Consider the following 12,268-nt stretch of genomic DNA (forward strand, 5'->3'; position numbering starts at 1 on the left):
GCGATCGCGCCGCTGAGCCCGCCTTATTCGGCGGTAACGGGCGCGGATCCGGTCGCCGGTTCGGTCAGGCGAGCGTACTCCTCGAAGGCGGTCGTCCGGCAACCGAGGCGGTGGCCCGTCAGCGCTCCGTGGTCGTCGCTGGAACCGGTGACCGCCAGTTCCAGCCGCTTGGCCGCACCGCGCCAGTAGGCGGCCTCATCGTCGTCGTGGGAGGGGTGATCGGCCTCGATGCCGCCGAGCCCGACTTCGGCCATCTGCTCGATCAGCGACATCGGCACCGCGCCGTCGGGAGTGGCCTCGCCGCGGGCGGGGTGGGCGACGGCGCACACTCCCCCCGCAGCGCGCACCAGTTCGACCGCCCGCAGCGCGTCGAGCGCGTAGCGGGCGACGTAGCCCGGGCGGCCGACGCCGATCCAGCGGTCGAAGGCCTCGGGCACGTCGGCGGCGGCGCCCTCCTCGACGATCGCCTGTGCGATGTGCGGGCGCCCGACGACGCTGCCCCCGGATCCGTCGGCTCCGCCTGCCCCGTCGGCGGCCCGGTCGGCGGGAAAGCCCGCCAGCGTGCGGACGCGCTCCCAGACGATCTCGACGCCCGCTCTCTGCAGCCGCTCGACCATGGTGCGGGCACGGATGGTGCGGTCGTCGCGGATGCGCCGCAGCTCGGCCGCCAGCTCGGGATGCTCGGGGGCGAAGAGGTAGGCGAGCAGGTGCACGCCGGCGCCCTCGTGCAGGCAGGACAGCTCCATTCCCGGGACCAGGGTGAATCCCCGGGGCAGGTCGGCCGCGGCCTCGGGGATGCCGGCGACGGTGTCGTGGTCGGTCAGCGCGAGGATGTCCAGACCGGCCGCCGCGGCGCGCCGGACGACGTCGGCGGGCGGCTCGGTGCCGTCGGAGACCGAGCTGTGGGCGTGCAAGTCGATGCGCATCCGCCGATCATTCCACGCGTCCGCGTTCCGCCGGGCGACAGCGGCTCAGGGGGTGGGCTTCAGCGCCGAGGAGAGGAAGGGGGAGGGCGCGCCGAAGGGCGGTTCCAGCGCCGCACCTCCGTCGCGGCGGTCGCGCAGGTCGCGAACGTCGCCCAGTTCGGCGATGAGTACGGCGGTGTCGGCGGCGCTGAAGACGATCCACAGCCAGTCGGCGAAGGCCTCGCCCGCGTACGCCGCACGCCCCATGCCGGTCTCGACGCTCCACAACGCGATGTCGTGGCCGTCGTAGCGGAGTTTGGCATCGGGCGGTCCGGCACCGAACCCGCTGCCGGGGTCGGGGCCGTCGAGCCCGGCCAGCCGCGCGCCCATGCCGATTCCGGGATCCTCCGCCACCAGCACCATCTCGCCGACGCCCCCCAGCGGCGCCGGGCCGGAGAGCGCGACCGCGGTGCCCAGCGCGCCGCTGCGGTCGTCGCCGGCGTCGGCGAATCCTGTGACCAGCCATCCTGCCGGCAGCGGCCACGGAAGCCAGACGGGCACCCGGGTTGAGGCGAGCAGGAGTTCCAGCGAGGCCGTGTGGGGGGCGCGCACCGGATTGAGCGGGGCCACGGGTCCGTGCGCACCGCACTGCCACGCGCTCGACCACAATCCCGGCGCGTGGACGGCGCGTCCGCAGCGTGGACACGAAGGATCGGACCTCATGACTGCCCCGGAAAATACCCGTGCCTGCTGTGCGGAAACGCGGCCGAGGGGAGGCAGTGGTGCCACCGGTGCCGCTGTCTCCGCCGCGGACGGCGGGACGGGTGTCGCGTGTCTTAGCCGCCCGAGCCCGGCGCGGTCCAGTTCGGTCCGCTTGGAGGGTCATCGGGGTGACCCTGCGGATGCCCGGGCGCGTAGTGCCGCCCGCCGGAGGCCGCTTCGGCGTGGCCGGGCTGATGGGGCGGCTCCCGATACCACTGGGCGGGCGTGCCCTGATCCGGCGTGGAGGGCGGAGCGGCCGGAGCCGCCGGCGCGTTCCGGTCGTGCTCGTCCTCGGGGACGGTCCTGCTCACCCCCGAGCGGCGGGCCATCCACACCACCGCCGCGCAGTAGAGGCCGACCTCGACGGCGGTACTGACGACCCCCTGCCACGAGCCGCTGCCGCTGGCGATGCGGTCGAGGCCGCCTTCGTAGGCCGTGATGGTGAACGCCACGAGGTTGTGCAGGACGTGCAGGCCCACCGCCGCCTCGATCCCGCCGGTGTACCAGCTCAACCACGCCATGGCGACGCCGAACACCGCGACGTCGAGCAGGCCCCAACTGGAGTAGTCGTGCAGCAGGGTGAACACGGTGCCGCTGATCAGGATGCCCAGGAGCGGCAGGCGCAGGAACCGGGAGACGGGGCTCGCCCCGCGGGGCTCGTCGGGTCCGGCCCCGATCGAGCCGACCGCCTGCATCACGAAGCCTCGCAGCGCGATCTCCTCTGCGGAGGCCTGGAGCGGCACCAGCAGGACGAACAGCCCGATGGTCAGGGCGAATCCGGACCCGCCGGCGTACTCGCCGACGAAGGCCGCGTCGGGAGAGGTGATCCGGTGGAGGCCGAAGAGCACGCCGAAGGAGAGCGCCAGCGCGGGCACGGCCGGCACCAGGCATCGCAGCAGCCACCGAACGCGCAGCCGCCCGGCGACCGAGAACAGTGAGCCCACGGTCCGACGCTGGATCGCCCAGGCGGTGGCGATCACGATCGGCGCCATCGTCGCGATGACGACGAGTTGCAGCACGACGTTGGCCAGCGGCGAGCGGAAGACGTCGTCGCCGGTGCCCTCGATCCCGCCGACGATCGCGGCCACCACCGCGGCCGTGGCGATGATCAACTGCACGACCAGAATGGCCACCACGGCGGTGAGGACGGCCAGCGGCGGCCTCCACCACCGGTGGCGCCGGTTCCGGGCCAGGCGGTGGTACGGCGATCCGGCGGGCGGCCGGGCGGTTCCGGTCGGGCCGCGGCGCGGCTCGGTCGGCGGTGGCCACGCCCACGCGGGGGCGTGCTGGGCCGCCGCCGGCGGCCACGCCCAGACCTGCTCGTGCTGGTGCGCCGACCGGTCCGGGCCGATGGGCCCTTGCGGTTCAGACGACCAGGACGAGCCGGGTGGCGGCGGCGGGTTTCTCATCGTTTGCCGAGATTACCGTTCGCGGTTGTATTGGCCGTGTTAAGAACGCACCGCAACCGCGCCACTACCCCGAAAGACCTGCGGCGATTCGGGGCTCCTCTCGCGGCACGCGCCCGCGGTCCGTCCCCGAGAGCGCGGTCCGGGGGACGAAAGTATGATTACCGCCCGGTACGCCAGGCGCGTGCAGGGTGATTTCGCTCACATCTTCGGCGCTCTTCGTGCTGTTTAGCGCCGTGTGCGGCCCCGATCCGCCCCTAGCGCCGGCCCCGGCGGAGCCCCTCGGCCGCGGCCGGGAAAACTCCTGCTCTGCGGTCGTCGGGGTAGCGGGAAGTCCTTGCATACCATGGAGTCATGTCCTCCACACCCACCACCGAGCAGGTAAACGCGGCTCTGGCGACCGTCCAGGACCCCGAGATCCACCGCCCCATCACCGATCTCGACATGGTCAAGAGCGTCGAGATCGCCGACGGCGGTGTCGTGAACGTCGGCATCTACCTCACGGTGGCCGGTTGTCCCATGAAGGGGCGAATCGAGAGCGACGTCACCAACGCCGTATCCAAGGTCGCAGGCGTCACCGGCGTGAACGTCGAACTCGACGTCATGAGCGACGAGCAGCGCAAGGCGCTGCAGACGAAGCTGAAGGGCGGGCAGGAGGATAAGGAGATCCCCTTCGCCAAGCCCAACTCGCTCACCAAGGTCTACGCCGTCGCCTCCGGCAAGGGCGGCGTCGGCAAGTCGTCGGTGACCGTGAACCTCGCGGCGGCGATGGCCGACCTCGGGCACAAGGTCGGCGTGGTCGACGCCGACATCTACGGGCACTCGGTGCCGCGGATGCTCGGAGTCTCGGGCCACCCGACCAAGGTCGAGGACATGATCATGCCGCCCACGTCGCACGGCATCAAGGTCATCTCCGTCGGCATGTTCACCCAGGGCAACCAGCCCGTGGTGTGGCGCGGCCCGATGCTGCATCGCGCGCTGCAGCAGTTCCTCTCCGACGTCTTCTGGGGCGACCTCGACATCCTGCTGATGGACCTGCCTCCGGGCACCGGAGACATCGCGATCTCGGTGGCCCAGCTGCTGCCCAGCGCCGAGATCCTGGTGGTGACCACGCCGCAGCAGGCCGCGGCCGAGGTCGCCGAGCGGGCCGGCGCCATCTCCGGGCAGACCCACCAGCGCGTCGCGGGCGTCATCGAGAACATGTCCTACTTCGTCACACCGGGCACCGGCGAGCGCACCCACCTCTTCGGCGAGGGCGGCGGCCAGCGCGTGGCCGACGGCCTGACCCAGTCCCTGGGCGCCCAGGTGCCGCTGCTGGGCCAGGTGCCGCTGGACATGCGGCTGCGCGAGAGCAGCGACGAGGGCCAGCCCCTCGTGCTCAGCGAGCCCAGCACCGACGCCTCGCAGGTGCTCAGCGGGATCGCCGGCGACCTCGTCGGCAAGCCGCGGGGCCTTTCGGGCATGCAGCTCGGCGTCACGCCGATCGGCGGGGGCCGGTAGCACCCGGCACCGCGCAACCGACCTCGCAGGGGCCGCCGTCGTCGACGGCGGCCCCTGCGTATGTGTGCGGCAGGCGCGGCGCGCGGGAGCGCTCCGGCGGGACCGGGGCGCTCAGCGATACCATCGGACCCCGCTGCGGCCCGCCGTCCGGGCGGGGCACCGCGCAGACCGCGACTCCGGAGGATCCGTTGCCCGCGCCCGAGGAGACCGACCGCTACCGGCAATGGCTGGAGACCGCCGTCGAGGAGGCGCGCGCCGGCTTCGACGAGGGCGGCGTCCCCGTCGGTGCCGCGCTGATCGACCGCGACGGGCGGGTTCTGGGACGCGGCCGCAACCGGCGGGTGCAGGACGGCGACCCGTCCGTGCACGCCGAGACAGCGGCGTTCCGCGCCGCCGGGCGCCAACGCGGCTACACCGGCACGACCATGGTCACCACGCTCTCGCCCTGCTGGTACTGCAGCGGGCTGGTGCGCCAGTTCGGGATCTCACGGGTGGTCGTCGGCGAGGCGCGCACCTTCTCGGGCGGCCACGACTGGCTGGCCGAGCACGGCGTCGAGGTCGTGGTGCTCGACGATCCCGGGTGCACGGCCATGATGGCCGAGTTCATCCGGACGCGTCCCGAGCTGTGGCACGAGGACATCGGCGAGGACGCCGCGGAGTGACAGCGGCCCGGCCCGGCCCTCAATCCGTGCTCGACCCCAGGGTGATGTCGGTGGTGTTGCGCTCACCGCCGCGCTCGAAGACGACCTCCACCCGGTCCCCCGAGTCGTACTCGCCGATCAACCGGATCAGCGTGTCCGCGTCGGAGATGTCGCGGCCGTCGAAGCGGACGATGACGTCGCCCGGCTGCAGCCCGGCCTGGTCGGCGGGCCCCTCGGGCTCGACCGCGTCGCCGCCGGCCTCCTGGTCGGAGGCGATGCGCGCACCCTGGTCGTAGCTGTCGTCGAGGACGACGCCGATCTGGGCCTGACCGTCCTCGGAGCCCGATCCGTCCTCTCCGTCCTCTCCCGCACCGCTGAGGATGTCGTCGACGATCCCTTCGACCTCGGCCGACGGGATCGCGAAACCGAGTCCGATGCTGCCGCTCTGCCGGCCCGCGGAGCCGCCCATCGTCGCGATGGCGGTGTTGACGCCGATCACCCGCCCCTGCGCGTCGACCAGCGGCCCCCCGGAGTTGCCCGGGTTGATCGCCGCGTCGGTCTGCAGCGCGCTGATGGCCGTCCCTTGGCCCGGGGAGTCCTCGCCCAGGCGCACCGGCCGGTCGACGGCGCTGATGATGCCGGAGGTGACGGTGCCCGCCAGGCCCAGCGGCGCCCCGATGGCCACGACCTCGTCCCCGACGGTGACGTCGTCGGAAGCGCCGAATTCCAGCGGCTGCACGTCGAGCGGGTCCTCCAACCGCAGCACGGCCAGATCGGAGTCGGGCTCGGTGCCGACGATGCCGGCGCCGCTCGTCTTGCCGTTGCTGTAGGCGACCTCCATTTCGCCGCTTTCCAGCGCCGAGGCGACGTGGTTGTTGGTGACCACGTGGTCGTTCTCGATGACGAAACCGGACCCGTTGCCGCTCATCGTCGTCCCGCCGTCCTGGATGGAGACCACGCTGGGGCTGACCCGCTGGGCGACGCCCGCGACGGTGTCGGGGGCGCGGCTGGGGGCGTCGGAGGGCAGGTCGGTGTTCAGCTTGGGCGAGGACGTCTCCTCGGGCGGGGCTCCTTGCTGCACTCCCAGGGACCCACCGAGGACGCCGCCGGCGCCCGCCGAGCCGACCGCCACCACGGCGACGACGATCAGCACCGCCCACAGCGGCATGCTGCGGGTCCTCTTGGGCGGACGGGGCTGCGGCTGCGGGAAGCCGGGGGTGCCGTAGGGCCCGCCCCCGCCGGGGCCTGCCGGGCCCGCGGGAAGGCCGGGGCCACCGGGCGGAGGGGCGCCGGGGCCGCCCGCGGGCGCGTTCATGCCGGGGGCGCCGCCCTGGGCGGCGAGGTGCGGCGGGTTCGGCGCCGGAGCGCCCGGATTCTGCGGCGGCCACTGGCCGGTTCCGGCCATCGGGGCGTGGGGAGGCTGCGCCCAGGGGCCCGACTGCGGCGCGCTCCGGGGCGCGTTCTGCGGCGCCTGGAACGCGTTGTGGGAGACCTGCGGCGGCTGTGCGTAGCCGGGTTCGGGCTGCGGCGGGCCCGGAGCCTCGTCGCCGTGCCGGGTCCGGGACTCGTCCTGCTGCTGCGCCGGGGCGGGCTCGTCCTGCCGGTCTGGCCGGTCCGCGGAGGGCGGATCCGCCTGTCCCTGCGCGGCCTCCGGGCGCCCCTCCTCCGGCGAGTGCGGATGCGACCAGGTCTGGTCCGCTCCGCTGTCGGAGGTACGGGGTCCGGTGTCGTCGGTCATCCAACTCTCCGTCTGTCGCCGCCGCCCCAATAGTGGAGCAGCTCGGATAAACCGGCCGTTAGGTCGCCCGCCAGGGCATCCCCACCGGCGGACCCTATTCCCCCGATGAGCGTTTCGCAGGGCGATGACGCCCATGACGGACCTGTCCGGTCCCCATTGTCCCCGCTCAGTCCGTAACGGCAGCCGAGAGGTAGCCGAACCCCCGCAGGACCCGCGCCCAGAACTTGGGCGGCTCCGGAGCGGAGAAGCCCTCGGCCGCCGCGTCCAGCAGATTCGCGGGCGCCTGGCCCATCGCCGTGTAGACGAAGCCGCCTGAGTCCCACATCCGCTGCTGCGGGGCGCCCGACATGGCGGTACTGTCCCCCGTTACGACCTTCGCGGCCCCCGAACCGGTTCCCTCCGATTCGCCGGGCAGGCGCCCGCGCTGAGCGAACACCGACACCACCGAGAGGCCGTCGGAGTAGGCCAGGTGGACCGCACGGCCGCTCTCGGTGTCCTTGGCCCAGGCGCGGATCAGCCGCAGATTCCAGGCGGGGCGCTCGGGGATGTGCCACCCGTCCGCGCGCAGCTGTGCCAGCTCCCCCGGCGAGAGCTCGTCGGACCAGGGGCGCGCCCGCGCCCCGGAGCCCTTCGGCCGGGCCGGGGCGCCGTCCAGGCTGACCTGGACGAATTCGACCGCGTGGACGATCCGGCCCGAGATGTCGCGGATCTCCCTGCGCAGCGGCAGCCCGGTGGCCTCGTCGACCCAGATCCGTCCGGCGACGGTGCCGTCGGCACGCAGCGCGTCGAGCACAGTGGCCTGCCGACCGCACATCCGGCCCTCGCCGGCCCGGGTCACCCGGTAGGTCCGCCCCAACTGGTCCAGCAGCAGCTCGTCGGACTTCATCAGGGGCGGGGTCTGGCCGACCATGACCTCCTGCCCCCGGCCGGGAGGCGCACCCGCCGTGTAGCGGTAGTGGGTGCCTTCACCGGCGCGGTGCACCACGTCGACAGTGAGCGTGCCGATCCCGCGGACCGTCACCACCTGCACCCCTTCGAAGGAGACTTCGCCCACGGAGTCGGCGGTCCGGCGCAGCAGCTCCATGCCGTCGTCCGCGCCCGGCGCAGGGACCTCCTCCGCGTCGGCCGCGACCGACGACGGCAACAACACGAGGAGGGCCAGCGCCAGGGATAACAGGACGAACGGGACCCGCATGGGACTTCCTCCGACGCGGAGCGTCTCCGGTGGGCGGCTGTGGGCGACGCGGAGCGTCTCCTTCGAGGGCGGCGGCGGACGGGCGCGCCCGAGACGGGCGGCCCGCGCCGCTTACCGCGGTGCGGGCGTCGGCGCCTGGGTCTCCACCACCGTGCTGACCTTCGCGAGACCGGATTCGATGTCGGGCACCGGGACTTGGCGGGAGGTCACGGCGTGCTCGACGACGTAGTCCTCGATGGGCGGGGTGACCACCGGAGGGTCCTCGGCGTCCCCGCCGGCCACGAAGGCCGTGCCCAGCGCGACGGCCAGCACCGAGACACCGGCGACAGCGAAGCGCGTGCGCTCCCAGCGCGGCCGCAGCACCGACAGCGGCCGCTGCCGGGGGGCGCGCGGGCGACGGGCGCGTTCGGGCTCCGGTGCGGCGGGGGCGGACTCGGCGACGGCAGGCGTGCCGCCGCCGGTGGTCCACGGCAGGCCGCCGCCGATGGGCCGACTGGCGCCCAGTGGCGGCCTGGAGCCGAACACGCCGCCGGGCGGCCCCTGGTCCGGAGGGTCGTCGGAGGGCGGACCGGACAGCGACGTCAGGCGCCCCAGGAAGTCGGTGGAGGGCTCAGGCGCGTCCAGGCCGTGCAGGCGGCGCTTGAGTCCGCGCAGCATCTCGGCCTCGAAGCGGCAGTTCTCGCAGGCGGCCAGATGCCGCAGGATGCGGTCGCGCTCCGCGTGGCCGAGTTCGCCGTCGACCAGAGCGGACAGACGCTCTCCCGGATGGTCCATCGTCACTCCACCTCCCCGATACCCGCATCGGCGCCGCCCTGCGCGCCGGACTCGGCCTCGCGGGCGGCGGCCAGGCGCCGCCGGTGCTCAAGGGCCTTGCGCAACTGCGCGCGGCCCCGGTGGATCCTGCTGCGCACGGTCCCCAGCTTCACGCCCAGAGTGGCGGCGATCTCCTCATACGACAGGCCCTCGATGTCGCAGAGCACGACCGGAGCACGGAACTCTGCGGGCAGGTCGTCGAGCGCGGACTGGATGTCGGCGTCGAAGTGGCGGTCGTCGAACGACTGCGCCGGCGAGGGCTCGCGGCCCTGGAGCCGGTCGTCGGCGTTGTCGGAGAACCCCTCGAACCGGATGCGCTGCTTGCGCCGCGCCGTGTCGAGGAAGAGGTTGGTGGTGATGCGGTGCAGCCAGCCCTCGAACGTGCCCGGGGTGTAGCTGGACAGCGACCGGAACACCCGGATGAAGACGTCCTGGGTCAGGTCCTCGGCGTCGTGCTTGTTTCCGGTCAGCCGGTAGGCCAGCCGGTACACGCGCGCCGAGTGGTCGCGTACGACCTCGTCCCAGCTCGGCGGCTCCCATTGCTCGAAGTCCACGGCAGCGTCGGAGTCTGCCACCGCCACTCCCTTCGGATCGCGTGCGCCCGCGGGGCTCCGCGGGGATTCGGGCGCACCGTCCCTGCGTCGTCGTCAAGCCGGTCGTGCCGGGTCCGGCATCGAAGGTTCGGATACGAACTGTCCCTACCCAGTTTGCAACGTCGCGAGGCGGTGATTAAGTTCCCCGCGCCGCCAACACGCCCCCGGGAGCCCTCGGCAGGCTAGTCTGTGCCCAGGACCCCGTCTACGGGTGAGCGCACCGGCACGAAGTGTGACCGGGTGTGCGCCCGGAGCGTGCTGCGGTCCGAGCAAGCCGGCGCACGCCGCGTCCCGCCATCCGGCCGAGCCAGGTCCCGCGACGGGGCCGCCCGGCCGCAGGTACACGTCACACCACACGCGGGGAGACCGCCATCGCCAGCCGAGACGACACACTGGCCCATGCACTGGCCCACATCGAGCAGTACGCCGTCGAGGACGCCAGCCTCACCTCGGCGCGCGAGGCGGGGCAGCGCGCCGAGTCCTCGCCCGTCAGCGCCTCCGGCGGGGCGGCCCTGCGCTTCCTGGCCGCCTCGATCGGCGCCCGGTCCGTGGTCGAGGTGGGTACCGGGTGCGGCAGCTCCGGAATCTGGCTGCTGCGGGGCATGCGCGACGAGTCGGTGCTGACCAGCGTCGACATCGAGCCCGAGTACCAGGAGCTGGCGCGGGCGGCTTACCGCCGGGCGGGCTTCGCGGCCGGGCGTGTGCGGCTGATCCTGGGACGCGGGCTGCACGTGCTGCCGCGCCTGACCGACGGCGCCTACGACATGGTCTTCGTCGACGCCGAGCAGGCCGCGTACCCGGCCTACCTCGCCGAGGCGCTGCGACTGCTCCGCCCCGGCGGGATCGTGGTCTTCAACAACGCCCTTGAGGCCGCCACGAACTCCGACGGGCCGCTGAGCGCGCCCGATCCGGGCACGGCGGCGGTGCGCGAGGTCGCCCGCCTGGTGCGCGACGACGAGGACTTGGTCCCGCTGCTGCTGCCGATCGGCGAGGGCCTCCTCGCGGCGATCCGCGAGGCTCCCCGAGACGGCGGCTGATCCCCGCCGCCGTCTCGGGGAGCGCTCGCCCTCACCGTCGGCGCCGCGAGCGGCTCCGGGAAGGGGCCGCCGAGATCCCGTGCGGATCGGTTCTGCTACGACCGCTTCGCCCTCCGGTGGGGGTGCCCCGCTCCGCCGCCCGAGCCGGCCGCAGCCTCGCTGCCGGACAGCCAGCGCAGCAGCAGCCGGGTGGAGAACCCGGTGCCGCCCTTGCTCAGCACGCCCTCGTCGCTCGTGGAGCGCCCGGGGCCTGCGATGTCGAGGTGGGCCCACGGCAGGCCGCCGGTGAACTCCCGCAGGAACAGCGCCGCCTCGGCGGCCCCGGGCCGCCCGTAGCCGCCGTTGCCGATGTTGGCCAGGTCGGCCACCCGGGAGTCGAGCAGCTCGCGGTACTCCTCGGTCAGCGGCATCCGCCACACGGGTTCGCCCGACTCCTGTCCCGCCGCGCTCAGCGCCGCGGCCAGGGCCTCGTCGCCGCTGAACAGAGCACCCGTGCCGGTGCCCAGCGCGACCTTGGCCGCGCCGGTGAGGGTGGCGACGTCCACGAGGGCGTCCGGTGCCAGCTCGGCCACCGCGTAGCCCAACGCGTCGGCCATGACCAGCCGGCCTTCGGCGTCGGTGTTGAGTACCTCGATCGTGCGCCCGTCGTAGGCGGTGATCACGTCGCCGGGGCGCTGCGCGGAGCCGGAGAAGGCGTTCTCGGCGACGGGCAGCAGACCTGTGACGGCGACCCGGCTGCCCAGCGCCGCCAGGGCCGACATAGTACCGAGCACCACTGCCGCGCCGCTCATGTCCGTCTTCATGAGCTTCATGTTGTCGTTGGGCTTCAGCGACAACCCGCCGGTGTCGAAGGTGATGCCCTTGCCGACCAGCACGATGTGGGCCGCGGGGTCGTCCGGGCGGTAGTCCAGCCGCACCAGCCGGGGCGGGCGGTCCGAACCTGCGCCCACGGCCAGGATCGCGCCGAAACCGTCGCGTTCGAGCCGCTTCTCGTCCCAGACCTCGGCGTGCAGGCCCGAGTTGGCCGCGACCACGCCGGCCCGCGCGGCGAGCCACGCGGGGTCCTTCTCGGCCGAGGGTGTGTTGATCAGGTCGCGCGCCAGCGCGGTCGCACGCGCCAGGGCCTCGCCGCGGCCGACCGCCGATACGGCCTCCGCGGAGTCCGCGCCCACCAGGGACAGGTCTTCCAGCGGCGCGGGTCCCTTGGTGCCGGAGGCCAGGCTGAACCGGTAGGAGGCAAGCAGCGCTCCCTCGGCGAACGCCGCCAGAGCGTCGGCGCCGCCGCGGGACACCGACTCCAGCAGTGCGACGGTGGTCGCCGCCGTGGAGTGCCCCTTGGCCGCTCGGGCCAGTGCGGCACCGGCGGTGCGCAGGTCGGCGGGCGCCGCCTCGCCGACTCCCAGCAGTACGACACGCACCAGCCCCGCACCGAGGTCGGCGGGGAACTGCGCGATTTCGCCCGGCTTTCCGGTCAGGTCGTAGTGCGCGAGCAGGTCGGCGGCGGAGGCCGGGAGCCGCGCGTCAAGCTCGGCGGGCTCGACGCCCGCGCCCGCCGTCAGGACGGTCGGCGCCTCGCCGCCGCGCACGACGGGAACGGCCACCAGTCCGGCGGCGGAGTCGATGAGGGTGCCCGGAACCGGGCGGATCTCCGTAGCGATCGGCACGGATGCTCGCAATC

11 protein-coding genes are annotated in these 12,268 nt (G+C 73.6%); 3 read left to right on the forward strand and 8 right to left on the reverse strand.

Annotation, left to right across the window (positions count from 1 at the left end; translation table 11 throughout):
* Nucleotides 1-23 precede the first annotated feature (23 nt).
* From LP52_RS00240 to LP52_RS00250, 3 genes are all read right to left on the reverse strand, one after another.
* Complete coding sequence (locus tag LP52_RS00240; protein WP_040269660.1) at nucleotides 24-926, reverse strand: PHP domain-containing protein; 903 nt, start codon at nucleotides 924-926, stop codon at nucleotides 24-26.
* Between the two features lie 45 nt (nucleotides 927-971).
* On the reverse strand, nucleotides 972-1,628 hold the full coding sequence (locus LP52_RS00245) for a DUF6758 family protein (RefSeq protein WP_052809253.1): 657 nt from the start codon (nucleotides 1,626-1,628) through the stop codon (nucleotides 972-974).
* 113 nt (nucleotides 1,629-1,741) lie between these two features.
* Complete coding sequence (locus tag LP52_RS00250) at nucleotides 1,742-3,076, reverse strand: CPBP family intramembrane glutamic endopeptidase (RefSeq protein ID WP_084722754.1); 1,335 nt, start codon at nucleotides 3,074-3,076, stop codon at nucleotides 1,742-1,744.
* A gap of 351 nt (nucleotides 3,077-3,427) precedes the next feature.
* Here LP52_RS00250 and LP52_RS00255 point away from each other — a divergent pair, with 351 nt between their 5' ends.
* Together LP52_RS00255 and LP52_RS00260 are read left to right on the forward strand one after the other, a co-directional pair.
* Nucleotides 3,428-4,573, forward strand: a complete 1,146-nt coding sequence (locus LP52_RS00255) for an Mrp/NBP35 family ATP-binding protein (protein WP_040269662.1) — start codon at nucleotides 3,428-3,430, stop codon at nucleotides 4,571-4,573.
* A gap of 188 nt (nucleotides 4,574-4,761) precedes the next feature.
* Complete coding sequence (locus tag LP52_RS00260; RefSeq protein ID WP_040269664.1) at nucleotides 4,762-5,235, forward strand: nucleoside deaminase; 474 nt, start codon at nucleotides 4,762-4,764, stop codon at nucleotides 5,233-5,235.
* Nucleotides 5,236-5,254: 19 nt separating this feature from the next.
* Here the strand turns inward: LP52_RS00260 and LP52_RS00265 are convergent, their stop codons facing one another.
* The 4 genes from LP52_RS00265 to sigE form a co-directional block, all read right to left on the reverse strand.
* The gene (locus LP52_RS00265; RefSeq protein ID WP_238580665.1) at nucleotides 5,255-6,952 is read right to left on the reverse strand and encodes a S1C family serine protease; all 1,698 of its coding nucleotides are present in this window, start codon (nucleotides 6,950-6,952) and stop codon (nucleotides 5,255-5,257) included.
* 166 nt (nucleotides 6,953-7,118) lie between these two features.
* The gene (locus LP52_RS00270) at nucleotides 7,119-8,147 is read right to left on the reverse strand and encodes a sigma-E factor regulatory protein RseB domain-containing protein (RefSeq protein ID WP_052809255.1); all 1,029 of its coding nucleotides are present in this window, start codon (nucleotides 8,145-8,147) and stop codon (nucleotides 7,119-7,121) included.
* A gap of 111 nt (nucleotides 8,148-8,258) precedes the next feature.
* Nucleotides 8,259-8,921 carry an anti-sigma factor family protein gene (locus LP52_RS00275; protein ID WP_084722756.1) on the reverse strand — a complete coding sequence of 221 codons (663 nt, stop codon included), beginning with the start codon at nucleotides 8,919-8,921 and terminating at the stop codon, nucleotides 8,259-8,261.
* 2 nt (nucleotides 8,922-8,923) lie between these two features.
* Nucleotides 8,924-9,535: an RNA polymerase sigma factor SigE gene (gene sigE, locus LP52_RS00280; RefSeq protein WP_040269665.1), complete on the reverse strand. Its 612-nt coding sequence runs from the start codon at nucleotides 9,533-9,535 to the stop codon at nucleotides 8,924-8,926.
* A gap of 422 nt (nucleotides 9,536-9,957) precedes the next feature.
* Between sigE and LP52_RS00285 the strand changes: the two genes are divergently transcribed.
* Entirely contained in the window at nucleotides 9,958-10,590 is a 633-nt protein-coding gene (locus LP52_RS00285) for an O-methyltransferase (RefSeq protein WP_338011603.1), read from the forward strand.
* A 95-nt stretch (nucleotides 10,591-10,685) separates the two neighbouring features.
* Here the strand turns inward: LP52_RS00285 and LP52_RS00290 are convergent, their stop codons facing one another.
* Nucleotides 10,686-12,254, reverse strand: coding sequence for a leucyl aminopeptidase (locus tag LP52_RS00290; protein WP_084722757.1), 1,569 nt, complete (start codon nucleotides 12,252-12,254; stop codon nucleotides 10,686-10,688).
* Nucleotides 12,255-12,268: the final 14 nt, after the last annotated feature.

Origin of the sequence: Streptomonospora alba, from assembly GCF_000826685.1 — a bacterium.
Classification (GTDB): Bacteria; Actinomycetota; Actinomycetes; order Streptosporangiales; family Streptosporangiaceae; genus Streptomonospora; species Streptomonospora alba.